The following is a 24,238-nucleotide window of genomic DNA, read 5'->3' as shown; positions in this document are numbered from 1 at the left end:
AACCCCGCATCACGCCAAGCGGACCTCGGCGGTGGCCAGACCGAATATCTTGCGGCCCGCCGACTTCGCGACGACCACCACCACGGCGGTGCGCGTCTGGGGATCGAGGGATTTGATCCGGCCGGTGAATTCGACGACGCCGGCGGACCGGGCATCCACGATCGTGTAGTTCGACAGCCGCACGGCGTATCTGGTCAGCGCTCCGGGGTCGCCGAGCCATCCGGTGACGAAGCCCGCGCCGAGCCCCATCGTCAGCATGCCGTGTGCGATGACGTCGGGCAGGCCCGCGAGCGCGGCGACGCCATCGTGCCAGTGGATGGGGTTGGCGTCCCCCGAGACACCCGCGTAGTTCACCAGATCACCGCGTGTGACCCGCGCGGTGCGCGGCGGGAGCTCATCGCCGACCGCGACCTCTTCGAAGCGAACCACATTGTGCAGCACACGCTCTCGCGATACCTCGGAGAAGCGGTGGGCGCGGCGTGGCGCTACGGCGGCTTCGAGCACGTCCGCCTCCGAAAGACCCTGCGCCGCCGACGGAGCCCGGACACCGTGCATGATCACCCGTTCGATCGCGCCGCCGATTCCCGCGTCGATGTCGGCGCCGGTGACACCGACCGCGGTCGTGTGCATCACATGGACGACCTCGTCGAGGTGATCGGTGAAGGTGTTGGTGACGGTGATCAGATCCTTCCCGGCGATGCTGCGCACCGCGGCGACCTCGACATCGCTCACCAGACGGTCGCCGGAGACCACCGGCCGATGGAACTCGAAGACCTGATCGGTCTGCACGTACACGTCGTAGCCGGTGATGACGCGTTCGAACAGCCGGCGATTGGCCAGCAGCGCGGGGATCGACATGAAGGTGGGCGGTGCGACCACCGCGCCGTAGCCGTAGCCGGCCGCGGCGTCCTCCCGCCAGTGCACCGGACAGTAATCCTGTACGGCACGCGCATACTCGCGGATCTTCTCCCGCCCGACCTCGTAGTAGTCGTCGGCCCGGTACGCGTACCCGACCAATGACCTGGTGTACGCCGCCACATCCACGGCTGCCTGCGACAAGCCCGACTCCTCAACTCTCGGCTGCGCCGAAGTCTACGCGGGGCCCAACCGCCGAGCTGTCGATCCGCGGGGGCCTCAGGACATTTCATGATCCGCGGGCCGCGTGGTTGTGAGGTTGTGAGGTCGCGTCGCACCAGCGGTGGCGATGGGCTCGACGGCGACGCTGCTCCTACGCCTGCGGCGGCACGAAACTCGTCGTGCGAGTCATTCCGGCGGCCCGGCCCTTCTCCGCGACGACCTGCGCCATCTTCGCGCTGGCCTCGTCGATCATCTCGTCGCCGAGCATGACCGCGCCGCGGGCGCCGCCGGCGGTCGAGGTGTGATAGGCGTAGGCGTCCAGGATCTCCTCGGCGCGGTCGTAGTCGGCCTGGCGAGGGCTGAAGATCTCGTTGCACGCCTCGACCTGAGTGGGATGCAGCACCCATTTGCCGTCGAAACCGAGGGCCGCGGTGCGGGATGCCGCGCGGCGGAAGCCGTCGAGGTCGCGAATCTGCAGATAGGGGCCGTCGATGGCCTGCAGGCCGTGAGCCCGGGCGGCGAGCAGGATGGTCATCAGAATGTGGTGGTAGGCGTCGCCGGGTTCGTAGCCCTCGGGCTGTTCACCGACCACCAGGGTGCGCATATTGATGCTGGCCATGAAGTCGGCGGGGCCGAAGACCAGGGTCTGCACGCGCGGGCCGGCGCTGGCGATCTCGTCGATGTTGCGCAGTCCCTGCGCGTTCTCGATCTGCGGCTCGATGCCGATGCGGCCCACCTCGAGGCCGTTGGCCTTCTCCAACTGCGTCAGCAGCAGATCGAGCGCGCGCACCTGGGCGCCGTCGAGCACCTTGGGCAGCAGAATCGCGTCCAGATCGCGGCCGGCGCCCTCGACCACCGAAATGACGTCGGCGTAGGTCCATTCCGTCGTCCAGTCGTTGACCCGCACCACCTTGATCTGCTTGCCCCAGCCGGGCGAGTTCAGCGCGGCCACGATATTGGCGCGGGCGGCGGCCTTGGCGGGCGGGGCGACCGCATCCTCGAGATCGAGAAAGATCTCGTCGGCGGGCAAACCCTTGGCCTTGTCGATCATCCGTAGATTACTGCCGGGTACGGCTAACACCGATCGACGCGTTGACATGGGCGGCTCCTGAATCGTCTCGCGGGGCTGCACCACATAGCCTTGCACTTATGGCAGCAACGAAAGTTTTCGCCGCCAGGCTGGCGGGCCTGGTGGTACTGGGTCCGGACGGCGAGTCTATCGGCCGTCTGCGGGACGTGGTGATCTCCATCCGCTACGACCGCCAGCAACCCCGGGTGCTGGGACTTCTGGTCGAACTACCCACGCGCAAACGTATTTTCGTCCCGATGCTCCGGGTCAACGCGATCGAGCCGAACTCGGTCAACCTCAACACCGGCACCGTGAGCCTGCGCCGATTCGAACAGCGGCCCGGCGAAATGCTGGCGTTGGCGCAGGTGCTCGACTCCAAGGTGCGCGTGGTCGATCCCGAACTCCCGGACCTCGAGGGGGTGGACGTCTTCGTCGTCGACCTCGGCATCGAACAGAGCCGCACCCGCGACTGGGTGCTCTCGCGGGTGGCGGTGCGCGGACATCGGCGACTGGGCCGACGCCGCGAGGTGCACGTGGTCGAGTGGTCGGATGTGCGCGGGCTGACCCAGCACGAATTGAATCTGCCCGGTCAGGACGTCACCCAACTGCTCGGCCAGTTCGAGGGCCTGCGCCCGGCCGATGTGGCGCATCTGCTGCGCGAACTGCCCGAGAAACGCCGGATCGAATTGGCCCGGGCCCTCGACGACGAACGACTCGCCGACGTGGTGCAGGAACTTCCGGAGAACGACCAGGTCGACGTGCTGCAGAATCTGGGTGTAGAACGCGCTGCAGACCTGCTCGAGGCGATGGACCCCGACGACGCCGCCGACCTGCTCGGCGAACTGCCCACCGGCGAGGCCGAGGCGCTGCTGGCGCTGATGGATCCGGAGGAATCGGAGCCGGTGCGGCGCCTGCTCGAATATTCGCCCTACACCGCGGGCGGCATGATGACGCCCCGCCCGGTGGTGCTCACCCCCGCGGCGACCGTCGCCGAGGCACTGGCCCGCATCCGCGACCCCGACCTGACACCCGCGCTGGCGTCGATGGTGTTCGTGGTCCGCCCGCCGACCGCGACGCCGACCGGCCGCTATCTGGGCTGTGTGCATACCCAGGCGCTGCTGCGGGAACCGCCCGCGACGCTGGTCGGCGGGCTGGTCGACAGCGACCTGACCCAGCTGCATCCCGATGCCCCGCTGACCGCGGTCACCCGCTACTTCGCGACCTACAACCTGGTCTGCGGGCCGGTGGTGGACGAGGAGAATCACCTGCTCGGCGCGGTCAGCGTCGACGACGTGCTGGACCATCTGCTGCCCGAGGACTGGCGCGAACAGGACGAGGACGCCTCCGAACCGGCGCACACGATTCATTCCATCGCCGTGGCCGCACGCGCAGCGGAGGCAAGTAGGGCGGCGGCCGGGAGGGCGAAGGCATGAGTGAGCGCGGCGAACGCACGGCCCGCACGGACAAGCCGATCGCCCGGCAGCGCTTGGAGACTCCCGTCGAATCGCGGTTTCGCTTCGAGATCGACGCCGAGGCGGTGGCGCGGGGCAGCGAGACGGTGGCCCGATTCCTGGGCACCGGTCGTTATCTGCTGTTGCAGACGGTCGTGGTCGTGGTGTGGATCGGGCTCAATGTCTTCGCGGTCAGCCTGCAGTGGGATCCGTATCCGTTCATCCTGCTCAACCTGGCCTTTTCCACCCAGGCCGCGTATGCCGCACCGCTGATCCTGCTGGCCCAGAACCGGCAGGACAACCGCGACAAGGTATCTCTCGAGGAGGATCGCCGCCGCGCGGCACAGACCAAGGCGGACACCGAATTCCTGGCCCGGGAGCTGGCCGCGCTGCGGATCGCGGTGGGCGAGGTGGCTACTCGCGACTATCTGCGCCGGGAACTCGAGGACATCAAAGACGCTCTGGCGCGGCTCCAACTCCATACGCCTCTGGACGACGAAGATGCTGTCGAGACCGCGAAGTCCAAGAAAAGTACCGATAGAAAGAGGAGTCGAGTACCGATTTCGCCTCAAATAGATGGCGGCTGACCGGAATTATCGATAACAGGTTGCTGACCGACAGGTAACCTGGATCACGTTGTCCGTGGCGGCCCCGCGCGAATCAGGTCGCTCAACGACTACGAGGGGATTGGTTGTGCCGATGCGAATATCTGGACCGATCACCGTATCGGCGCTGGTGGTTGCGGGCTTGATGGCTACGGGTTCGGCGGCGCACACGACCGCCCGAACCAGTGCCCCCAGGACGGCCGAGGCGCGCTTGGCGGCAGCGAGCTCCCCCACCGACGCCGGCAACTCCGACGCCGAGGCGGTGGGGCTGGTACCCGCCGCTCCCGAACCCCCTCGCAAACTCAGAGCTATGACGGCGCCCGCGGATGGGGCGCCGTTGTTCGGCGGTACCGTGCCGCTGCAGGACATCGCATTGCCGGGCGGTAGCGGTGCCTTCGGAATTCCGGAGATCGTGCTCGCCGCCTATCGCAATGCCGAACTGACACTGCAGTCCTCGGAGCCGAACTGCGGTCTGAGCTGGAGCCTGCTCGCCGGCATCGGGCGGATCGAGTCCAATCACGCCGGGCACGGCCGCACCGACGCCGCCGGGACGACCATCGGCACCATCTACGGACCGTCGCTGGACGGCACGCTGCCGGGTAACGAGGTCATCAAGGCCGCCGACGGCAATTTCGTGCGGGCGGTGGGGCCGATGCAGTTCCTGCCCAGCACCTGGTCGCTGTACGCGTCCGACGGTAACGGCGACGGCGTCGCGGATCCGAACAACGTCTTCGACGCGTCGCTGGCCGCGGGCAAGTACCTGTGCTCGGGCGGGCTGAATCTGCGTGACCCGCAGCAGGAACTGCGCGCGGTCCTGCGCTACAACAACTCGATGGCCTACGCCGCCAACGTGCTGAGCTGGGCCAATGCCTACAAGACCGGCGGCGCGCCGACCCAGGTGCAGATCTCGCCCGATCTGATTCCGCCGGGCACGATGCAGGCCCCGCCCGCAGGCCCGGACATCCTCGCCGCGAACGGCAGCATTCCGACCACCACCGCGCCGCCGTCGCAGGCCACCACCACCGTGCCCACGCCGCAGCAGCCGACCCAGGTCATGATCAATATCCCGGGGCTGCCGCCGATTCCGTGCGGCATCTTCTGCCCGCCACCGCAGCCGAACCCGTGCGATCCGGCCGTGGTGCCGGCGCCGATGCCGCAACCCGGGCAACCCGCACAACCGGCCGCACCCGCCCAGACCCAGCGCTGGGCGGCGGGCGAGCCGGTGCGCCCGATCGATCCGCAGGCCGCCGAAGGCAAGCCCGTCGATCCGAACGCGCCCGCGAATCCCAATGCGGCCCCGGCCGATCCGAACGCACCGAAGCCGGCGGCCCCGGCGTGCACGCAGCCGCAGGGCCAGCCGGCGCCCGGCGCCCAGCCCGGGGCACCGGCACAGCCGAACGGCGCACCGGCGCCGGACGAGCCCGAGCAGCAGTCGCAAACGCCTTCCAAGACACCGGAACCCGGTCCGGAGGCTGCCGCGCCCGCACCGGCGGCGCCGCCGAGCCCGACACAGCAGCCGGGAATCACGCTGCCGTTCGGAATCGTCGTCCCGCTGCCCGTCCTGCCGGGTCCGCCGGCGCCGCCGCAGTAGTCGTTCGTGACCCTCGCCCGATCCGAAACCCCCGCTGAGGCGGGGGTTTCGGCGTAAACGGGACGAGCGGTCACGAAGCAGTAACGAAAAGGTCTCGGGTGCGGTAATCTGATCTCGTTGTGTCACGAAAAGCTCACAGCGAGCATTGGAGGGTCACCACATCGTGGGACGTCACCGTAAGCAGCCGGCCACCCCTGTCCGGCGAGGATCCGTTATCGCTCTGACCGGACTCGTCCCCGCGGGACTCGTCGCCGTCGGCGCCTCTGTCGCCGAGGTCAACACCGGCGAATTCACCGCTGTGGCTCTGCCGCAACACATTCCGGACGCCCAGCAGTCCGTCGACCAACAGGCGGCGCCGGACGAAATGATGCGCGCCGCAAAGCATCCCGGCCCGCCGATCGTGAAAACCGTTGCTCAACCCGAAGGCCGGGTCGCCGCCGATCTGCCGCCAGGACCGAACGGTATGCCAGGCATCGCCTACGCGGCCTACCAGAACGCCGAACGCATTCTGGCCCAAGAGGAACCGGACTGCCACATGCCGTGGTCGGTGCTGGCCGGGATCGGACAGGTCGAATCGCATCACGCCTACGGCAAGGCCGATTCCAAGGGCGTCGCGCTCGACCCGATCTACGGGCCCGTCCTCGACGGCAGCCTGGCGGGCAACAACGTCGTGCACGCGACCGGCGACGATCTCGACGGCGGTATGCAGGGTTTCACCCGCGCGGTCGGCCCGATGCAGTTCCTGCCCGAGACGTGGCGCAAATACGCCGGAGACGGCGACGGCGACGGCATCGCCGATCCGCAGAACCTGTTCGACGCCGCCCTGACCGCGGGCAATTACCTCTGCTCTGGCGGGCTGGACATGACGGATCTGTCGCAGCAGTCCAAGGCGATCATGCGCTACAACAACTCGATGGCCTACGTCGCCAATGTGATGGCGTGGGAGGTCGCGTACCGGACGGGTGTAGCGCCCAAGCCCAGCCAGCTGCCGCGCATCTGAGTCGAACAGTGACGGGCCCAGGCTGCCGCCTCCGGCCCCGTCGCTCCGGTCGCTGTGTCTATGGCGACCTACGCGGTGGCCTCCGTGGTTACGCAGGCTGCCGCCTCCGGCCCATCGCTCCGGTCGCTAGACTCACCACTATGCCAGTGGTTACGGAAGCGGATGTGCGGGGCGCGCTCGCAAAGGTGGACGACCCGGAGATTCGCAAGCCGATCACCGAACTCGGCATGGTCAAGAGCGTCTCGGTCCGCGACGACAGTAGTGTGCACGTCGAGATCTATCTGACGACCGCGGCCTGCCCGCTGCGTACCAAGCTCACCGAGATGGTCACCAAGGCGGTGGCCGACGTCGCCGGCGTCGGTGCCGTGACCGTCGACCTCGATGTGATGAGCGACGAGCAGCGCACCGAACTGCGCAAGCAGCTGCGCGGCGATTCCGCCGACCCGGTGATCCCGTTCGCCCAGCCGGGGTCGCTGACCCGCGTATACGCGGTCGCCTCCGGCAAGGGCGGCGTCGGAAAGTCGAGCGTCACCGTCAATCTCGCGTCCGCGCTCGCCGCGCGCGGTCTGTCGGTCGGCGTGCTGGACGCCGATATCTACGGCCATTCCGTACCGCGCATGCTCGGCACGGACCAGCGGCCCACGCAGGTCGAGCGGATGATCATGCCACCGGTCGCCCACGACGTGAAGGTCATCTCGATCGCCATGTTCACCCAGGGCAACACCCCGGTGGTGTGGCGCGGCCCGATGCTGCACCGGGCACTGCAGCAGTTCCTGGCCGACGTGTTCTGGGGCGATCTGGACGTGCTGCTGCTGGACCTGCCGCCCGGCACCGGTGACGTCGCTATCTCCATCGCTCAGCTCATTCCCAATGCCGAGATCCTGGTGGTGACCACGCCGCAGCCGGCCGCCGCCGAGGTCGCCGAACGAGCCGGGGCGATCGCCCTGCAGACCCGGCAGCGCATCGCCGGCGTGGTGGAGAACATGTCGTGGCTGGATCTGCCCGACGGGTCCCGCATGGAGCTCTACGGTTCGGGCGGCGGCCAGGCCGTCGCCGACCGGCTTACCCGCGCGGTTGGCGCCGAGGTGCCGCTGCTCGGCCAGATCCCGATCACCCAGGAATTGCGCGAGGCCGGTGACGAGGGCACCCCGATCGTGCTGAGCGACCCGGAAAACCCCGCGGCACAAGCCCTTCGAGGGATCGCCGACAAATTGGCGGTGCGCCGCCGCGGGCTGGCCGGTATGTCGTTGGGCATCGACACCACCCGTCACCTGTAAAGCGACACCGGCCCGCCGCAGCTGCCGAGATCGCTGTCGGTGTCGCCACTAAGCTCGACCTATGCTCACGCTGCTGTTGTACGTGCTCATCGTCGGCTTGGTGGCCGGGTTGCTGTTCCTGGTGGCCAGTGCGGTGTTCGGGCGCGGGGAGGAATTGGGGCCGCTGCCGGAGGGGACGACGGTGACGGTGCTGCCCGCCGCGGGGATTCGCGGATCGGATGTGCGCGCGTTGCGGTTCCAGCAGGTGTTCCGGGGGTACAAGGCGGGCGAGGTCGACTGGGCGCTGAGCCGATTGGCCGCCCGGATCGACGAGCTGGAAATGCAACTCGAGCGCAGCCGCAGCACCTCCCCGTCCACCGCCGGAGAACCGGAAACCCCACCGGCGCAACCGAATACGGGAAGCGTGCGCCCTCCCACGGACGCTCCCCCGGCCGCCGGTAACGGCACGACCACCAACTTCGGCACCGGAACCTTCTACGGCGGCGCCGGCTTCACGTCCCCGGCGGGCTTCGCCCCCGGCGTCGGTTTCGGCAGCCTGCCCGCCGGACCGGGAATGCCGACCGGCACCGCCTTTCCCGCAACCGGATACCCGGCGAACGGGTACGCACCGGCCACCGGCACCGCCCCGACAGTCGCGGGTCCCCGCACCGACACGCCCACCGGGTCCACCGTGGGTGAGCCGGGCAGCATCGGTCAGGCCCACGGCACAGTCGGTGGTGTCGCTTCGCCGACCGACGTCACCGCACAGGCCGCGGCACCGGCATCGGGCTCCGTCGAGCAGGCCACCACCCCGCAGGCTTCCGCCGGGAACGACGGGGTGGCGCCGACCGATCGGTCGACGACCGTCCGCCCACCCGATTCGGAGACCACGACCGAACCGGGAGCGGCCGGAACCACCGGTTACATCGCCGCCCCCGGGCCGGACTCGAAGACCGGATTCGCCCCGGCGACGCAGGCACCCGCCACCGGCTGGGCGCCGCCGCCGTTACCGGGCGACCCGCCTTCGGCCGCCGGAGGGCTTCGATGAGCGTCGAAGCGGTGGTGGACGACGGGAAGGTGCGCTGCGGCTGGTCGCAGTCCTCGCAGCTCTACCGGGACTATCACGACACCGAATGGGGACGGCCGCTGCACGGGGACGATGCGCTGTTCGAGCGGATGTGTCTCGAGGCATTCCAGTCGGGGCTGTCCTGGATCACGATCCTGCGCAAGCGGCCGGCGTTCCGGGCGGCCTTCGCCGGATTCGCCATCGACCGGGTGGCCGAATTCGGGGACGACGATGTGGAGCGGCTCCTGGCCGATCCAGGCATCGTGCGCAATCGCGCCAAAATCCTTGCGTGTGTCGCCAATGCCCAGGTTGCGCGAGAGCTGAGCCCCGGGCTGGACGAGCTGCTCTGGTCCTTCGCGCCGCCCGCTCGCCCGCGTCCGCGAGAACTGTCCGACGTGCCCGCCGTCACACCCGAATCCGTCGCTCTCGCAAGAGAACTCAAGAAGCGCGGGTTCCGGTTCGTGGGTCCGACCACGGCCTACGCATTGATGCAGGCGACCGGAATGGTCGATGACCATCTGGCCGATTGCTGGGTCGATCTGCGGCGTTGATCTCGCGCCACGCCGGTCGGTTTTCGAACTCAGGTACCCGACCGGTTCGCTGATAAGGAAGAATAGGCGTGGTGCAGCCCACCGGACATGCCTGTCGCGTCCGGCGGCTGCCTGTTGGTGACAACACATTAGTTCCGAGAAGTGCGCAGCAGACCGCGCGGATCTGGAGGGAGCAGAGGATGGCGGCCATGAAGCCCCGCACCGGGGACGGTCCCCTCGAGGCAACCAAGGAAGGGCGTGGAATCGTCATGCGGGTTCCACTCGAGGGTGGCGGGCGTTTGGTCGTCGAGCTCACGCCGGAGGAAGCGGCAGCTCTCGGTAAAGAGCTCACCGCGGTGACCAGCTAGCCGCTCGACCCAACGACATACACCGGTGCTGAAATTGCCGGCGCCGACCCGCGCGCGCAGATCCGGCCGGGTAACCGGCCGGATCTACGCCCGTCGCGTCGGCTTCCTCGACCGGGCGGCCGCGAGTGTCCGGCGGATCACATGACCGGTCCGAACCCCGGGACACGCCAGGCGACACCCGGCACGGCACCGGACCCGCCCACAGCCCCCGCCGCACCCCTGGCGGCGGTCGCATCCGCGGTGGCCTGCCCGGAATGTCATGGGGGTGTCGCGCTCCGGGACCGTCGCCTGGTGTGCGAGTCCGGCCACAGCTTCGATATCGCGAAACAGGGCTACGTGAGCCTGCTGACCGGCGCCGCGACCAAGATGACCGGCGATACCGCGGACATGCTGGACGCCCGGGCGCGATTCCAGAGCGCGGGCCATTTCGACCCGATCGCGCGCGCGACGGCCGACGTCGTCGCGGACGGCGCACCGACCGGAACGATTCTCGAAATCGGCGCCGGCACCGGTTACTACCTGGCGGCCGGGCTGGAGGCGGCGCCCGCCGCACACGGCATCGCACTCGACGTCTCGAAACCGGCGGCGCGCCGGGCCGCTCGGGCCCATTCGCGTGCGGCATCGATCCTCGCCGACGTCTGGCAGGGGCTGCCGATCCGGGACCATGCGCTCGACCGGGTGCTGTGCGTCTTCGCCCCGCGCAATCCGGCCGAGGTCGCGCGGGTGCTGCGCCCCGGCGGCACCTTCGTCGTCGTCACACCCACGCCGCGCCACTTGGCCGAACTCATCGCCCCGCTGGGGATGGTGGGCGTGCAGACGGGTAAGGACGCGCGCCTGATCGACGCGCTGTCCGCGGATTTCCGGCCTGCCGGACGCGTCACGGTCGAATACGAGATGACTCTGGATCACGCCGCGATCGCGAATGTGGCCGGTATGGGACCGTCGGCTCACCACGCCGCCGAATCCCGCGGCGACCGGATCGCCACGCTGCCCGAGTCGATGCCGGTCACCGCCTCTGTCACGGTCGCCGTCTACGGCCGCTGATATCGGCCCCGGCCGCCGGCATCCGCCCGATCCGGCGACAACCCAGCCGACAGCACGACCGCCCCCGTTTTCCTCCGCGTCCAACATGGGAGGCAGGACGAGCCGGCACACGCTCCCGGTCTCGAACATCGACGCATCAACATCTACCTGGCTCTCACCGGAAGAACGCCCCCACCCGCTGCCGGTCGGCATAGACGTAGATCTCCGCGATGCGTCCGTCCGCCACCGTGAAAGCCAGCAACACTCCCGGCTGTCCGTCGAACATGACTACCGCACCGGGTGCGTCGTTCACCAGCACCGGCCGCACATCCGAGGAGGGCCGGGCGAACAGCAGTGCACGACTGGCCGTGTCGCGCGGACCGCGAATTTCCCAGCCACCTCCCGCGCCGGCGGCGGCGCGCAGGACGACCTCCGGATCCAACTGCGCCACCAGGGCCTCGAAATCGCCGCGGCGAGCGGCCGCGAAGAATGCGTCCACCACGGCACGCCGGTCGCCGGGATCCTCGTCGGTCACCGGCGCGGCTCGCAGGCGACGCCGGGCGCGGCTGGCCAATTGCCTGGTGGCGGCGGAGGTTCGATCCAAGAGCGCGGCGATGTGATCGAACGGCACCGCGAAGATGTCGTGTAGGACGAAGGCGATACGTTCGGCCGGGTCCAGCTGTGACAGCACCATCTGCATCGCCAGGCCCACCGAATCCCTCAGCACCGCTTGCTCTTCCGGTGCCGAGCCCTGATCGGCGACGACGAGCAGCGGATCCGGAAACCGGGTGTCGCTCAGACGCTCCGGCCGAGACCGCCTGGCGCGCAACAGGTCCAAACAGGTGTGCGCCACGGCCGTGTTGAGCCAGGCGTCGAGATTGCCGACCGCGCGGGGTGGGCTGCGATGCACGCGCAGCCAGGTCTCCTGAACGGCGTCCTCCGCATCGACCGCCGAGCCGAGAATGTGGTGCGCGAGCGCCCGCAATCGCGGCCGCTGTTCGTGCAGCCGTTGCAGGGCCTGTTCGCGCTCGCTCACCCCGGTCACATCCTCGCCACCCGCTACGCCGTATCAGTGCGACCACCCACCATAACCAGCAAGGAGGCAGCCATGCGCAGCCTTACCCGCATCCAGCCGGCCCGTCCGACCACGCCCTTCGCCACCGCCGGACGCATTTTCCGCCGCGACCGCCCGCCGGCTCCGATCGCGAACGCCGGGCGTTACCGCACCGCCGCCTACCGGGTCGCGACCGCCGCCGTCGTCGCCGAGGCCGCAGTGGGCGGTGTCTGGGATATCGCGCGCATCCCGTTCGTCAGTGATGTGGTCACCCACCTCGGATATCCACGCTATTTCCTGGTGCTGCTCGGCGCGTGGAAGATCCCGGCCGCGATCGTACTGGCCGCTCCCCGACTGCCACTGTGCAAGGAATGGGCGTATGCCGGAACATTTTTCGTCTATACCGGCGCGATCGTCTCGCATCTGGTCACCGGTTATGCCCGTGCGGAAGTGGGGGTTTTGAGCGTGATGACCGCGCTGACCGTCACCTCGTGGGCGTTGCGACCGGCGGACCGCTGCCTGCCCGGCGCTCAGCCCTTGCGGATGCGGTCGTAGAGATCGGTGGTGCGGGCGGCGACCTGCGCCCAGCTGAATTCGGCCGCCGCGCGTGCCCGGCCGGCCGCCCCGAGCCGCGCCGCGGTCTCGGCATCGCCGGCGAGGTCGTTGACCAGGTTGGCGAGGTCTCGTTCGAAGTCGCGGGGCGCCTGCGGGTCGTAATGCGCCAGTCGCCCGGTCTGCCCATCGGCGACCACCTCCGGGATCCCGCCGACGTCCGAGGCGACCACCGCGGTGCCGCAGGCCATCGCCTCCAGATTCACGATCCCGAGCGGCTCGTACACCGAGGGACAAATGAAAACGCTTGCGGCGGAGAGGATCTGGCGCACCTGTTCGGTCGGCAACATATCGCGGACCCAGAACACCCCGCCGCGCGTCGCCGCGAGTTCGCGCACCGCCGCGGTCGCCTCGGCCTCCAGCTCCGGCGTATCCGGTGCGCCGGCACACAGCACCAGCTGGATCCCCGGGTCGATATCGCGGGCCGCGGCGAGCAGGTGCGCGACCCCCTTCTGCCGGGTGATGCGGCCGACGAACGCCGCGATCGGCGCATCGGCGCGTACCCCCAGTTCGGCGAGCACATCACGGGCCGCGGGCACCGGTCCGCCCGGGAACCACGCCCGGGTGTCGATTCCGTTGTGCACGACATGTACTCGTCCGGGGTCGACGGTCGGGTAGGCATCGAGGACATCGCGGCGCATGCCCTCGCTCACCGCGATCACCGCGTCGGCATTCTCCATCGCGGTGCGCTCCGACCACGACGACAATCGGTAACCGCCGCCCAGCTGTTCGGCCTTCCACGGCCGGCGCGGTTCGAGCGAATGCGCGGTGAGGACGTGCGGGATGCCGTACAGACTCGCGGCCAGATGCCCTCCGAGCCCGGTGTACCAGGTGTGGGAGTGAACCACGTCGACAGCGCCGACGGCATCGGCCATGCGCAGCTGCGCCGACATCATCTGCAAAGCGGAATTGGCGGCGTAGAGCATCGGATCGGGTTGATGGACCACCGCATCACCGCGTTCGGCGCCCATGCAGTGCACCGTCACGTCGCACAGCCGGCGCAACTGCGGGACCAGTTCGGTCACGTGTACTCCGGCCCCGCCGTACACCTCGGGGGGATATTCGCGGGTCAACATCGCGACCCGGAGCCGGTCGGGGTCGGCAGGCGATATCGGCTCGCGGCCGCCATCCGCGAAACTCACCGGTCCAACCTAATCCGTGCGCCCCCGTCCCACCACACCTGCCCGGCCACGCCGGAGTGAACCGCGTCGGACACGCCGTGGCCTGGGACGGTAGGTTGAATTCCGTGAGGAGCCAGCCGCACGTACTCGGAGTAGTGCTAGCCGGTGGTGAGGGCAAACGACTCTTTCCCCTCACCAAGGACCGCGCCAAGCCGGCGGTCCCGTTCGGGGGCGCGTACCGCCTGATCGACTTCGTCCTCTCCAACCTCGTCAACGCCGGGTATCTGCGCATCTGTGTGCTGACCCAGTACAAATCGCATTCCCTGGACCGGCACATCTCCCAGACCTGGCGCCTGTCCGGCTTCGGCGGCGAATACATCACTCCGGTCCCGGCCCAGCAGCGGCTGGGGCCGCGCTGGTATACCGGCAGCGCCGACGCGATCATGCAGTCGCTGAATCTGATCTACGACGAGGACCCCGACTACATCGTGGTGTTCGGCGCCGACCACGTCTATCGCATGGATCCCGAACAGATGGTCGCCCATCACATCGATTCCGGTGCGGGAGTGACCGTGGCCGGAATTCGGGTGCCGCGCAGCGAGGCCAGCGCTTTCGGCTGTATCGATTCCGACGAATCGGGCCGCATCACGCAATTTCTGGAGAAACCGGTACATCCGCCCGGCACGCCCGACGATCCGAATGTGACCTTCGCCTCGATGGGCAATTACGTCTTCACCACGAAGGTGCTGGTCGACGCGATCCGCGCCGATGCCGATGATGTCGATTCCGATCACGACATGGGCGGCGACATCATTCCGGCGCTGGTCGCCCAGGGGCAGGCCGGCGTCTACGATTTCGCGCGCAACGACGTTCCCGGCTCCACGGACCGCGACCGCGGCTACTGGCGCGACGTCGGGACGATCGACGCCTTCTACGCAGCGCATATGGATCTGGTCTCGGTGCACCCGATCTTCAATCTCTACAACAAGCACTGGCCCATTCGAGGCACGGCGGAGAACTTGGCGCCGGCGAAATTCGCGCAGGGCGGGCTCGCCCAGGAGTGCATCGTGGGTGCGGGCAGCATTCTGTCCGCGGCGACGGTGCGCAATTCGGTGCTGAGCTCGAATGTGTTCATCGAGGACGGGGCGACCGTGGAGGGCAGTGTGCTGATGCCCGGGGTGCGGATCGGCCGCGGTGCGGTGGTGCGGCACGCGATCCTGGACAAGAACGTGATGGTCGGCGAGGGCGAGATCATCGGCGTCGATCTGGACCGCGACCGCGAGCGGTTCGCCGTGAGCAACGGCGGCGTGGTCACCGTCGGCAAGGGCGTCTGGGTCTGAGCTCCGAATTCGAGCCGAGCAGCCGGCTCAGCGACCCGGCATCGGATACTGCGGTGGCGGGGCCGGTTCGGTGACGCCCGGACTTTCCGGCGTGTAACAGAACGGCGCACAGGTACCGTGCGGGACTCTCGGATATCTCGACGGATCGTCGAAGTTGTCGCCACTGACCAGCAACATCACCAGCAGTGCCACGAAGACCGCCGCGCCGAGGCTGACAAGAGCCAGGACCAGCCATCCGCGAGGCGCGACCTCGATCAGGATTCCGCGCTCGTACACTCCCCGCCTCCCGGTACCGCCGAATTACCCACTGTGCCAATGGTATCGGCAGCACCCCGATCCCGGCCACGGAAAGTGCCGCCCGGCGCTCCGGGGGCGGGAGCGACCGGGCGGTGAAATGCCTTGCGGATCAGCGCAGATCGCGCCGGCGCCAGCCCACGAGTCCGACCGCGGTGATCAGCGCCGCGAGCACCAGCAGCACGATGACCGGCACCGCGCGGAAATCCTCCGCCGGCAGTTTCGGCAGATGACCGTAGGGGTTGAGGTCCAGAACCCATTGCGGCATACCGGAGATCGAGCCGAGCAGATAGATCGCCACCCCCGCGGTGAACAAACCCCACGCCACCGGAGTCCAGCGCGGCAGCAGTCCGAACAGCAGCACGGTGATCGCGGTGAACACCCATACCGCGGGAATCTGGATCATCGCCGCTTCCAGCGCCTGCGGGAACCTGCCGCCCAGATCCGATGCGGCGATCCCGTAGGCCAGGCCGCCGATCACGCCGGAGACGAACAGCGCCACCACCGGACCGCCGAAGGCGAAGATCAGATGGCTTGCGGCCCAGCGAATTCGGCCGACGGCGCCGGTGAGGACGGTTTCGGCGCGATCGTCGCTCTCCTCCGCGTACATCCGCAGCGCGGCCGAGATCGAGAAGGCCGCCGCGCCCAGGCCGACGATTGAGAAGGCGGTGTTCAGAAAGGCCTGTTCCACCCCCTGCGAACCGCCGAGCCGGGCGATGATGTCGCGTACGGTCTGGCTGGAGCCGATCTCGTCACCGATGCCGTGAACCACGCTGCCGATGAGCAGACCGTAGAGCGCGAGCCCGACCGTCCATGCCGCCAGGGTGCCGCGCTGCAACCGCCAGGCCAGCCCGAACGGCCCGCTCAGCAGGGCCGATCCGACCGTGGGACCGGGCCGGTCGGCGATCAGGCCGGCCCCCATGTCGCGCCGCCGCAGCAGCGCATAGGCGACCGCGATCAACACCACGGTGGTCACCGCGTGCAACAGCAGCACCCACCAGCGATCGCCCGCGAAGGGGCGGACCTGCAGGGACCAGCCCTGCGGCGACAGCCAGGTGAGGATGTCGGTGGGACCGTCACCGGCCCGCGCGTCACCGATGGCACGCAGAGTGAAGGTCGCCGCGAGCACCGCGAGGGCGATGCCGCGCGACAGCCGTGCGCTCGCACTCAGCTGCGCGGCGACCGCGGCGACAGCCGCGAAGACGATGCCCGCGGCAGCCAGCGCCGCGCCGAAGGCCAGCGAGCCGTCGAACGGCACTCCCGACGAGGCGATGCTCAGCGTCGCGACGATTCCGACCGCCACGCAGGCGGCGCAGGTCAGCAGCAGGGTCGCGGACAGGGCGGCGAAGCGGCCCACCCGGGTCGAGGCGAGCAGCTCCTCGCGTCCGGTCTCCTCCTCGGCGCGGGTGTGCCGGATGACGGTGAGAATGATGGCGATGCCGATCAGGGTGTAGAACGCCCCCGCTTTCCACACGCCGGACGCACCGATGCTGGTGTTGTAGATCGGGCCGTACAACGCCAGCTGTGCCGGGCTGGACAGGATGGTGTGCGCGAAATTCTGCAGATCGGCCGGCGACGAGTACAGATTCTTCACGCTGGAGACGTAGACGCTGCCCAGCGGCGCCGAGAGCAGCAGCACCCACAGCGGCAAGACGATCCGGTCCCGCCGCAGATACAGGCGCAGCAGTTGCCCGGTGCCGGTGAAATCCGAAGAGCGGGTGGAGCGTTCGGCGAATCCGCCGTGCGGGCGGTCGAGGGTCGCGGTGGTCATTTCGTCGCCTCGCTCAATGCCTGCTCGTCCCGCGACGCGGAGGTGCGCGCCGGTCGCCGGGCATCGGCCGGCGCGTCGCCGGCGAGCGAATAATGGCGCAGGAACAGCTCTTCCAGAGTCGGCGGCTGACTGACGAGGCTGCGGACTCCGGCGTCGCCGAGCACCCGGATCAGTTCGCCCAGATGTTCGCTGTCGACCTGGCAGTGCAGCGTGTGGTCCTCGATCGTCACATCCTCGACGCCCGCGATGGCGCCGATAGCGCCCGGGTCGCCGATGAGTTCGGCCGTGATCGACGTGCGGCTGAGATGACGCATCTCGGCCAGAGTGCCGCTCTCGACGGTCTTACCGGCGCGAATGATCGTTACTCGATCGCACAGCGCCTCCACCTCGGAGAGGATGTGGCTCGACAGCAGCACGGTGGCGCCGCGCCCGGCCGCCTCTCGCGCACATTCGCGAAAGACCTGTTCCATCAACGGATCCAGGCCCGAGGTCGGTTCGTCGAGCAGCAGCAGTCGCGCGTTCGAGGAGAAGGCGGAGACGAGCGCGACCTTCTGCCGGTTGCCCTTGGAGTATGCGCGCGCCTTCTTGCGCGGATCGAGTTCGAAGCGCTCGATCATCTCGGCGCGGCGCCCGGTATCGATGCCGCCCCGCATCCGCGCCAGCAGATCGATCGTCTCCCCACCCGACAGCGACGGCCACAGCGTGACATCGCCCGGGACGTAGGCGATATCGCGATGCAGCTCGACCGCATCGGTCCACGGATCGCGCCCCAGCACCCGGGCCTGCCCCGAGGTGCGCGCCAGGATGCCGAGCAGAATGCGAATGGTGGTCGACTTGCCGGCCCCGTTGGGCCCGAGGAAGCCGTGCACCTCTCCCTCGGCGACCTCGAGGTCGAGGCCGTCCAGGGCGCGTACCGATCCGAAGTGCTTGTGCAACTTCCGGACCTCGATTGCCGATGACATCGAATCTCCTTGCGAGATAAGGGTTCACATTTCGGCGAGCAACGAGTCGAGCACCGAGGAATCGGCGAACAGGCCGTGGGTGTTGGCCTCGATGGCCGGCAGCATCATCTGGTCGGCGTACTCGCGCAGCGCTTTTCGAAAGTCGAGCTTTCCTTCATGGCGGGCGGCGTAAAGCTGCAGGTAGAAGAAGAATCCGCCGCCGTTCTGCACCGCCAGATAGTTCGCCGTCGCCGTTACGTCTCTGGGCCGGCGCAATGTGCCGGCCTCGATACCAACCTCGAGGTAGGACTCCACATCCGCGCGCATCTGATCGAACAGCGAGGTCATCAGCGTTCCGCCGGCCTGGAAGCTGCGCATCAGATACGCGATGTAGGGCGCGAACTCCTCGATTTCGGCGAGGGCCTTCAGGGTCGAACTCGGCGAGGGCTGCTGGACGTATTCCGTCTTCGCGGCCCGGACGACGGCCCGTACGTGCTCGTCACACGCCTCGCGCAGGCCCTCCTTGGAACCGAAGTGGTGATTGACGAGTCCGGGCGAAACCCCCGCCGCCTTGGCGATGGCCCGCACCCCGACCCCGAATCCCTCTTCTCCGAAGACGACGATCGCCGCGTCCCGGATGCGGGCGGGCGTGCTCAGATCCGAGGCGGATCCTTCCGGTACGGCTGCTCCCTTAAACACATGTTCAATATACTAAACACTCGTTCAATCCGCACGCAAGACTCGGCACGAGACAAATTTCGAAAGCCGAATGCGCAGGTCGACAGCATTGCGCGAGCTAATTCCGGCACCGGCCCGATCGAACCGCCGGACAACCGGCGAACGGCGACTAGCCGCGCGAGGCGCAGAGCAGCCCGTCGCCGACCGGGATCAGCACGCTGGTCAGGTCGGGGTCCTCGGCCACCGCCCGGGTCGCAGCCCGCACCGCCTGGGTCGCGGCATCGCGCTGCGCCGGATCGGGCACCCGCCCGCCCAGCAGGGCGTTGTACATCAGCACCGCCCCGCCCTCGCGCAGCAAACGTACGGCCTGCTCGACGTATTGCGGATGTTCGAGCGGGGCCGCGTCGATGAACACCAGATCGTAGGCGCCGTCGGCGAGCCGTGGCAGCACATCCAGAGCCCGGCCGTTGATCAGCCGGGTACGCGCGGGCGCGATATCGGCGGCGCGGAAAGCGTCCTTGGCCGCACGCTGATGTTCCGGCTCGGAGTCGATCGTGGTCAGCGTGCCGTCCTCACGCATGCCATCGAGCAGCCACAGGCCGCTGATTCCGGCGCCGGTGCCGACCTCGACCACCGCTCGGGCGCCGAGCAGCTGGGCGTACATACTGAGCAGCGCTCCCACCGACGGCGGTACCGGCGCGGCGCCCAGTTCCGTGGCCCGCTCCCGCGCGGCGATGAGGATCTCGTCCTCGACCACGGATTCCTCCACGTAGGCGAGGTTGCGCTGCAGGGCCGATGCCGCTGGGATGTGGCTCACGAATATGAGGCTAACGGCGTGACAGTCCGGGGGCGCGACGACGGCCCGCTCTTTTTCTCAGGTGTCCCTCAGCCTCCCCATACCACCGGCACATCGGGAACCGTCAGAGTATTGACCAAGCAAGGGCCGGCCGACCGCCGGACGGCGCCCGGGAACACCGGACTCAGGTCCGGGGTTGTACCCGGTACGCGACGACCACCACTCGTCGTGCGCCTACCACGGTCCCGAGTAGGAGGTCACCCCATCCACAAGGTCGATGCGGCGCGCGAGCACGCCACCCTGCCCGAGTCGAGTCTGCCGATCGGCGTCTCGGCCGATTACGAGTTGCCTGGTGCCGCTCGTAGCGATGTCCGTACCGAAGTCGAGGTGCGTCCGGAAGCCGAAGTCGGTCCCCAAGCGCGGGCCGTCGTCGCGAACGGCGCCGACTTCGACGATACCGAATCTGTCGCGGGCGATGCCGAATCTGTCGCGGGCGATGCCGCGGACGACGCCCTCAGCGGGACCGCCGCCTTCGACGCCACCGGCGACCGGACCATGATGCCGTCCTGGGACGAGCTGGTCCGCGAGCACGCCGACCGGGTGTATCGGCTGGCCTACCGGCTGACCGGAGACCCGCAGGATGCCGAGGATCTCACTCAGGAGACGTTCATCCGCGTCTTCCGCTCGTTGCAGAACTACCAGCCCGGCACGTTCGAGGGCTGGCTGCACCGGATCACCACGAACCTGTTCCTCGACATGGTCCGCCGACGCAACCGCATCCGGATGGAGGCGCTGCCCGAGGACTACGACCGGGTGCCGTCCGAAGGTCCCGGGCCCGAGCAGGTCTATCACGATGCCCGGCTGGATCCGGACCTGCAGCGGGCGCTCGACGCGCTGGCTCCGGAGTTCCGCGCGGCCGTCGTGCTGTGCGATATCGAAGGCCTGTCCTACGAGGAGATCGGCGCTACCCTCGGGGTGAAGTTGGGTACCGTGCGCAGCCGGATCCATCGCGGCCGTCAGGCACTGCGGGAATACCTTGCGCATAATGGTTCTCAGCAGCGGTTCGCCGCTGAGGAGAAAGTCGGGTAAACAGCGGTGCATCGCCGCGGCCGTGCCCGGCGAAGCTGTAGTCCGTCGGAAGGGTGTGCATCCGTATGACCGGCGAGGGTCGTTTCGCCCCCACCGAACACCTGGCCAGTGAGGCCGTCGTCGCATATGTCGACGGCGAGCTGAGAATGAACGCCTATCTGCGCGCGGCCGAACATCTGTCCCGCTGCCCCGAATGCGCCGCCGAGGTCGAGGCGCAGCAGCAGGCCCGGGTGGCGTTGCGCCGGGCCGCGCAAATGCAGATTTCCGTGCCGACCGACCTGCAGGACACGCTCAGCCGAATTCCATTGGCCGACCTGACCGGAAGTAGCGCCGAAAATATGTCCCGCGGCGCGAGTTTCTTCGGCCTGCGGGCGGATTCGTTCCGTTTCGCCTCCTCCTCGAATCGAGAATTGGGATTCGAGAGCAGGCGGTGGACGGGATGGTGGCGCAAGTAGAGTTTGCCAACGTGACCACCGAATCGACGCCGTCCGCTTCATCGGATTCGGCGGCCAGGGGGAACCTGAGGCCGTCGGACGCGCCCGTGCTGGGGCCGCGCCCGGTGTACCGCCCGGATATCGATAACCACACCGCCCGCGCTTTCCGCCGCCCCGACGGGCAGGCCGGATCCTTCGCACCGCACACCCAGGCCGCACCCGCGCCGCGTCACGACACTCCCGAATTGGTCAATCGCCCGCCGGACGCGGTGCTGGCCGAGGCCTTCGGACGGCCCGCGGGTTCGGACGAACTCCTGCAGCGCGATCCCGACGCCGGAGCCGACACGCCCGATAGCGGCGCACCGGTCGATCCCTGGCGCGATCCCGCGGCCGCGGCCCGCCTCGGCGATCCCGCCATCCACACCCCCGCCCCGCAGCCGCTGCCGCCGGGTGTCAAACTCGGCGCCCGCGAAGTACTGTTCGGCGGCAAGGTAGCGCCCAAGGCATTGGCCGTCCTGGGTGTGGTGGCCCTGATCATCGGCGTGCTCGGCGGCCTGGTGGGCCGGTTCACGGCCGAGAACACCGGGGCGCTGACCTCGCGCAAGATCGCGCTGCAGCAGGAGAGCAACACCGACAAACCACACAGCCAGGTCGCCAAGGTGGCCGACGCGGTGCTGCCCTCGGTCGTCTCGATCCGCGAGACCGTCGGCGACAACGGCGCCCTCGGTTCCGGCGTGGTCATCGACGGAAACGGCTATATCGTCACCAACAATCACGTCATCTCGATGGCGGCACAGGACAAATCCGGGCGGGCCAAGATCCAGGCCACCTTCTCCGACGGCACCAAGGCCCCGGCCCGGCTGGTCGGCCGCGACCCGAAGACCGACCTCGCGGTGCTGAAGGTCGACGTGAAAAACCTCACCGTGGCCCGGCTCGGAAAGTCGAGCGATGTGCAAGTCGGTGACGACGTGCTGGCCATCGGCTCGCCGCTGGGCCTGAGCAAGACCGTCACCTCCGGCATCGTCAGCGCGTTGCATCGCGCGATCCAGGAGAGCCCGGAGGCCGGTGACGACACCGCCGGCGCCTTCGACGCCGTGCAGACCGATGCCGCGATCAACCACGGCAACTCCGGCGGCGCCCTGGTCGACGGCGAGGGCCGGTTGATCGGGATCAACACCGCCATCCGCAGCGAGAGCGGCGGGTCGGTCGGCCTCGGCTTCGCGATTCCCGTGGATCTGGTGCAGCGGGTCTCGCAGACCCTGATCCGCGACGGCGTGATGTACCACCCGTGGCTCGGCGTCAGCGCGAAGACCAAGCAGGTCGAAAATGACGTCATGAGTGGCGCCGCGGTGGCCGACGTGGTCGGCAACAGCCCGGCCGCCAAGGCCGGTATCGCCGAGGGCGACGTGATCGTCAAGGTGGGCGATCGGCAGGTCACCGAACCGGCCGAACTCACCGTCGCCGTCCAGTCCCACCAGATCGGCGAGACGGTGAATTTCCAATTGATCCGCGACGGCCGTCAGGTCGATGTGCCGGTGACGCTGGAATCCGATAAGAACGCCCCGCAAGCACCCCAGTAGCCTGGTCTTATGTTCAATATCGGCTGGCCCGAGATGGTGATCCTGGTGGTCGCCGCGCTGGTGATTCTCGGCCCGGAACGGCTGCCGGGGGCGATTCGCTGGACCGCGCAGAGTCTGCGTCAGGTCCGCGACTACGCCTCCGGCGCCACCAGCCAGCTGCGCAACGATCTGGGACCCGAGCTCGACGAGCTGCGCAAGCCGCTCGAAGAGCTCAACGAACTGCGCAAACCACTCGAAGGTCTGCGCGGTATGACGCCGCGGTCGATGGTCACCAAGCACCTGTTCGACGGTGACGATTCGCTGTTCACCGGCACCTTCGGGGCCGCGAGTCCGGGCAACGGCTCGTCCGGCGATTCCGGCACCTCACAGACCGGATCGCCGAATTCTGTGACCCCACCCAACTATTCGGTGCCCGAGCCGCCGAAACCGCTCGACCGCAACGAAAAACCGCCGATCGATTTCGACGCCACCTGATCGAAAAGCACTGATAGCACCCATTACGGACCGTCCGGTCCGGCCCAAATGCCCGGTGCGCTCGATGGATTCGGCCCCTGCGGCGGATTCGTCAACCGGACTAGACACATCCGGGTGTCGAGCTATCTAGACTTCGCACATGTCAGCCGACGAGGTGGCACGGGTGTTCGCGATCGAGGACAAGGTCGAACGCCTCAAAGCTGCCACCGAAGGGGTCGCGGCGGCCCAGCAGACCATCAACGAGCTCACCCGCATCCGCCGAGCGGTGATCAGGGAGTTGCATGCCGAGGGCTGGACCTTCGCCAGGATCGGTGCGGCAGCAGGACTTTCACGCGCCCGGATTCACCAGGTCAGCACCCAGGGCCCGGTACCGGAGGGGCTGTTCTTCGGGCACGGCCCGCTCACCGTGCTCACCCCGGACCTCCGCGCGGTCACACGCGCCACGCCGCTGATCGGCGCGCCGGACGCTGCCGCCCCGCACCGGCTGGCAGAACTGTTGCGACAGCTGGGATTCACCGTCACGGTCGAACGATTCCTCCCCGGACGTCCCCTGAATCTCGACCGCGAGGGCCTGATCGTACTCGGCGGCCCCGAATTGTCGCCCAGCCTGCGCTATCTGGTGGCGGCCGACCCGCGGCTGCGCCGGACTCTGGCCCGGGCCGGGCGGGTCCGCCGCGCGATCGAGGACCGGGCCGCCCGGCGGATCTACCGCCCGGGCGGCACCGAGCCCTACGACATCGCCTATCTGGCGCGCCTGCCCCGCCCCGACGGCCACGGAACCATTCTCGTCATCGACGGACTGCATCCGCCCGGATCGCTGGGCGCGATACGGCTTCTCGGGACGCGGCTGGCGACCCTGCACGAACGCGCCGACACCCGCGCCTTCTCAACCGTGGTCGGCGTCCGCTACGACCGCCACACCGGCGAACCGATCGAAGTGGATCTCTTGACCCCGATCTACCGCCACGAACGCTGAGTCTCCGGCGTCGGCTCCGCCGCCGCGAGGTTTCAGGATTAC

The 24,238-nt window shown here is 68.5% G+C and carries 25 protein-coding genes; 16 read left to right on the top strand and 9 right to left on the bottom strand.

All coding sequences use genetic code 11. The features are described 5' to 3' along the window. Window positions 1-9 precede the first annotated feature (9 nt). Complete coding sequence (locus C5E41_RS13055) at window positions 10-1,059, bottom strand: fused (3R)-hydroxyacyl-ACP dehydratase subunits HadA/HadB (protein WP_104376074.1); 1,050 nt, start codon at window positions 1,057-1,059, stop codon at window positions 10-12. Window positions 1,060-1,228: 169 nt separating this feature from the next. Then, on the bottom strand, window positions 1,229-2,176 hold the full coding sequence (locus C5E41_RS13050; RefSeq protein WP_104376130.1) for an HpcH/HpaI aldolase/citrate lyase family protein: 948 nt from the start codon (window positions 2,174-2,176) through the stop codon (window positions 1,229-1,231). 50 nt (window positions 2,177-2,226) lie between these two features. Between C5E41_RS13050 and C5E41_RS13045 the strand changes: the two genes are divergently transcribed. From C5E41_RS13045 to C5E41_RS13005, 9 genes are all read left to right on the top strand, one after another. After that, complete coding sequence (locus C5E41_RS13045) at window positions 2,227-3,579, top strand: magnesium transporter MgtE N-terminal domain-containing protein (protein ID WP_104376073.1); 1,353 nt, start codon at window positions 2,227-2,229, stop codon at window positions 3,577-3,579. After that, window positions 3,576-4,184, top strand: coding sequence for a DUF1003 domain-containing protein (locus C5E41_RS13040; protein WP_104376072.1), 609 nt, complete (start codon window positions 3,576-3,578; stop codon window positions 4,182-4,184). The genes C5E41_RS13045 and C5E41_RS13040 overlap by 4 nt, the downstream gene beginning before the upstream one ends. Window positions 4,185-4,296: 112 nt before the next feature. Beyond that, a complete protein-coding gene (locus tag C5E41_RS13035; protein WP_104376071.1) occupies window positions 4,297-5,793 on the top strand; it encodes a lytic transglycosylase domain-containing protein in 1,497 nt (498 codons plus the stop codon). A 163-nt stretch (window positions 5,794-5,956) separates the two neighbouring features. Further along, on the top strand, window positions 5,957-6,793 hold the full coding sequence (locus C5E41_RS13030; RefSeq protein WP_104376070.1) for a lytic transglycosylase domain-containing protein: 837 nt from the start codon (window positions 5,957-5,959) through the stop codon (window positions 6,791-6,793). A gap of 140 nt (window positions 6,794-6,933) precedes the next feature. Then, complete coding sequence (locus C5E41_RS13025) at window positions 6,934-8,070, top strand: Mrp/NBP35 family ATP-binding protein (protein WP_104376069.1); 1,137 nt, start codon at window positions 6,934-6,936, stop codon at window positions 8,068-8,070. A gap of 61 nt (window positions 8,071-8,131) precedes the next feature. Further along, on the top strand, window positions 8,132-9,097 hold the full coding sequence (locus C5E41_RS36175; protein ID WP_439956415.1) for a DivIVA domain-containing protein: 966 nt from the start codon (window positions 8,132-8,134) through the stop codon (window positions 9,095-9,097). Next, window positions 9,094-9,666 carry a DNA-3-methyladenine glycosylase I gene (locus tag C5E41_RS13015; protein WP_104376068.1) on the top strand — a complete coding sequence of 191 codons (573 nt, stop codon included), beginning with the start codon at window positions 9,094-9,096 and terminating at the stop codon, window positions 9,664-9,666. The genes C5E41_RS36175 and C5E41_RS13015 overlap by 4 nt, the downstream gene beginning before the upstream one ends. A 179-nt stretch (window positions 9,667-9,845) precedes the next feature. Further along, window positions 9,846-10,013, top strand: coding sequence for a DUF3117 domain-containing protein (locus C5E41_RS13010; protein WP_064902036.1), 168 nt, complete (start codon window positions 9,846-9,848; stop codon window positions 10,011-10,013). 141 nt (window positions 10,014-10,154) lie between these two features. Next, window positions 10,155-11,057, top strand: coding sequence for a putative RNA methyltransferase (locus C5E41_RS13005; RefSeq protein ID WP_104376067.1), 903 nt, complete (start codon window positions 10,155-10,157; stop codon window positions 11,055-11,057). Between the two features lie 154 nt (window positions 11,058-11,211). Here C5E41_RS13005 and C5E41_RS13000 read toward each other — a convergent pair whose 3' ends face one another. Beyond that, complete coding sequence (locus tag C5E41_RS13000) at window positions 11,212-12,072, bottom strand: sigma-70 family RNA polymerase sigma factor (RefSeq protein ID WP_104376129.1); 861 nt, start codon at window positions 12,070-12,072, stop codon at window positions 11,212-11,214. Between the two features lie 72 nt (window positions 12,073-12,144). Here C5E41_RS13000 and C5E41_RS12995 point away from each other — a divergent pair, with 72 nt between their 5' ends. Continuing rightward, entirely contained in the window at window positions 12,145-12,645 is a 501-nt protein-coding gene (locus C5E41_RS12995; protein ID WP_104376066.1) for a DoxX family protein, read from the top strand. On the opposite strand, the gene glgA is transcribed toward C5E41_RS12995, so the two are convergent. Then, window positions 12,621-13,778 (bottom strand): glycogen synthase, encoded by a 1,158-nt coding sequence (gene glgA, locus C5E41_RS12990; protein WP_104376065.1) that lies wholly within the window; start codon window positions 13,776-13,778, stop codon window positions 12,621-12,623. The genes C5E41_RS12995 and glgA overlap by 25 nt on opposite strands. A gap of 170 nt (window positions 13,779-13,948) precedes the next feature. Between glgA and glgC the strand changes: the two genes are divergently transcribed. Then, a complete protein-coding gene (gene glgC, locus C5E41_RS12985; protein WP_104376064.1) occupies window positions 13,949-15,163 on the top strand; it encodes a glucose-1-phosphate adenylyltransferase in 1,215 nt (404 codons plus the stop codon). Between the two features lie 27 nt (window positions 15,164-15,190). Here glgC and C5E41_RS12980 read toward each other — a convergent pair whose 3' ends face one another. From C5E41_RS12980 to C5E41_RS12960, 5 genes are all read right to left on the bottom strand, one after another. Next, entirely contained in the window at window positions 15,191-15,439 is a 249-nt protein-coding gene (locus C5E41_RS12980; RefSeq protein WP_181063220.1) for a hypothetical protein, read from the bottom strand. 130 nt (window positions 15,440-15,569) lie between these two features. Next, a complete protein-coding gene (locus C5E41_RS12975) occupies window positions 15,570-17,228 on the bottom strand; it encodes an ABC transporter permease (protein WP_104376063.1) in 1,659 nt (552 codons plus the stop codon). Beyond that, window positions 17,225-18,190 carry an ABC transporter ATP-binding protein gene (locus tag C5E41_RS12970; RefSeq protein WP_104376062.1) on the bottom strand — a complete coding sequence of 322 codons (966 nt, stop codon included), beginning with the start codon at window positions 18,188-18,190 and terminating at the stop codon, window positions 17,225-17,227. Before C5E41_RS12970 ends, C5E41_RS12975 begins: the two co-directional genes overlap by 4 nt. 24 nt (window positions 18,191-18,214) lie before the next feature. Then, a complete protein-coding gene (locus tag C5E41_RS12965; protein ID WP_104376061.1) occupies window positions 18,215-18,868 on the bottom strand; it encodes a TetR/AcrR family transcriptional regulator in 654 nt (217 codons plus the stop codon). A gap of 148 nt (window positions 18,869-19,016) precedes the next feature. After that, window positions 19,017-19,655 carry an O-methyltransferase gene (locus C5E41_RS12960; RefSeq protein ID WP_086006960.1) on the bottom strand — a complete coding sequence of 213 codons (639 nt, stop codon included), beginning with the start codon at window positions 19,653-19,655 and terminating at the stop codon, window positions 19,017-19,019. Window positions 19,656-19,871: 216 nt separating this feature from the next. Here C5E41_RS12960 and sigE point away from each other — a divergent pair, with 216 nt between their 5' ends. The 5 genes from sigE to C5E41_RS12935 all read left to right on the top strand — a co-directional run bounded on the left by sigE (window position 19,872) and on the right by C5E41_RS12935 (window position 24,196). Then, on the top strand, window positions 19,872-20,732 hold the full coding sequence (sigE, locus tag C5E41_RS12955; RefSeq protein ID WP_104376060.1) for an RNA polymerase sigma factor SigE: 861 nt from the start codon (window positions 19,872-19,874) through the stop codon (window positions 20,730-20,732). A gap of 65 nt (window positions 20,733-20,797) precedes the next feature. After that, window positions 20,798-21,187: a hypothetical protein gene (locus C5E41_RS12950; RefSeq protein WP_104376059.1), complete on the top strand. Its 390-nt coding sequence runs from the start codon at window positions 20,798-20,800 to the stop codon at window positions 21,185-21,187. Beyond that, window positions 21,172-22,746, top strand: a complete 1,575-nt coding sequence (locus tag C5E41_RS12945) for a trypsin-like peptidase domain-containing protein (protein ID WP_104376128.1) — start codon at window positions 21,172-21,174, stop codon at window positions 22,744-22,746. The genes C5E41_RS12950 and C5E41_RS12945 overlap by 16 nt, the downstream gene beginning before the upstream one ends. Before the next feature lie 9 nt (window positions 22,747-22,755). Continuing rightward, window positions 22,756-23,220 (top strand): Sec-independent protein translocase protein TatB, encoded by a 465-nt coding sequence (gene tatB / locus C5E41_RS12940; RefSeq protein ID WP_104376058.1) that lies wholly within the window; start codon window positions 22,756-22,758, stop codon window positions 23,218-23,220. A 139-nt stretch (window positions 23,221-23,359) separates the two neighbouring features. Then, window positions 23,360-24,196: a hypothetical protein gene (locus C5E41_RS12935; protein WP_104376057.1), complete on the top strand. Its 837-nt coding sequence runs from the start codon at window positions 23,360-23,362 to the stop codon at window positions 24,194-24,196. Window positions 24,197-24,238: the final 42 nt, after the last annotated feature.

It is taken from the genome of Nocardia nova (assembly GCF_002933465.1).
Taxonomy (GTDB): Bacteria; Actinomycetota; Actinomycetes; order Mycobacteriales; family Mycobacteriaceae; genus Nocardia; species Nocardia nova_B.
The sequence above is the reverse complement of the archived record's forward strand: the minus strand, read 5'-3'. Positions and strand labels throughout refer to the sequence as shown.

Excerpts from the sequence above, each read along its gene's own strand:
- C5E41_RS12950 (WP_104376059.1), top strand. The coding sequence starts at position 20,798 with ATGACCGGCGAGGGTCGTTTCGCCCCCACCGAACACCTGGCCAGTGAG.
- C5E41_RS13005 (WP_104376067.1), top strand. The coding sequence starts at position 10,155 with ATGACCGGTCCGAACCCCGGGACACGCCAGGCGACACCCGGCACGGCA.
- tatB (WP_104376058.1), top strand. The coding sequence starts at position 22,756 with ATGTTCAATATCGGCTGGCCCGAGATGGTGATCCTGGTGGTCGCCGCG.
- C5E41_RS13040 (WP_104376072.1), top strand. The coding sequence starts at position 3,576 with ATGAGTGAGCGCGGCGAACGCACGGCCCGCACGGACAAGCCGATCGCC.
- C5E41_RS13010 (WP_064902036.1), top strand. The coding sequence starts at position 9,846 with ATGGCGGCCATGAAGCCCCGCACCGGGGACGGTCCCCTCGAGGCAACC.
- C5E41_RS12995 (WP_104376066.1), top strand. The coding sequence starts at position 12,145 with ATGCGCAGCCTTACCCGCATCCAGCCGGCCCGTCCGACCACGCCCTTC.
- C5E41_RS12945 (WP_104376128.1), top strand. The coding sequence starts at position 21,172 with ATGGTGGCGCAAGTAGAGTTTGCCAACGTGACCACCGAATCGACGCCG.
- C5E41_RS12970 (WP_104376062.1), bottom strand. The coding sequence starts at position 18,190 with ATGTCATCGGCAATCGAGGTCCGGAAGTTGCACAAGCACTTCGGATCG.
- C5E41_RS12975 (WP_104376063.1), bottom strand. The coding sequence starts at position 17,228 with ATGACCACCGCGACCCTCGACCGCCCGCACGGCGGATTCGCCGAACGC.
- C5E41_RS13015 (WP_104376068.1), top strand. The coding sequence starts at position 9,094 with ATGAGCGTCGAAGCGGTGGTGGACGACGGGAAGGTGCGCTGCGGCTGG.
- C5E41_RS13035 (WP_104376071.1), top strand. The coding sequence starts at position 4,297 with ATGCGAATATCTGGACCGATCACCGTATCGGCGCTGGTGGTTGCGGGC.
- C5E41_RS13025 (WP_104376069.1), top strand. The coding sequence starts at position 6,934 with ATGCCAGTGGTTACGGAAGCGGATGTGCGGGGCGCGCTCGCAAAGGTG.
- C5E41_RS12935 (WP_104376057.1), top strand. The coding sequence starts at position 23,360 with ATGTCAGCCGACGAGGTGGCACGGGTGTTCGCGATCGAGGACAAGGTC.
- C5E41_RS13050 (WP_104376130.1), bottom strand. The coding sequence starts at position 2,176 with ATGTCAACGCGTCGATCGGTGTTAGCCGTACCCGGCAGTAATCTACGG.
- C5E41_RS13045 (WP_104376073.1), top strand. The coding sequence starts at position 2,227 with ATGGCAGCAACGAAAGTTTTCGCCGCCAGGCTGGCGGGCCTGGTGGTA.
- glgA (WP_104376065.1), bottom strand. The coding sequence starts at position 13,778 with ATGTTGACCCGCGAATATCCCCCCGAGGTGTACGGCGGGGCCGGAGTA.
- C5E41_RS36175 (WP_439956415.1), top strand. The coding sequence starts at position 8,132 with ATGCTCACGCTGCTGTTGTACGTGCTCATCGTCGGCTTGGTGGCCGGG.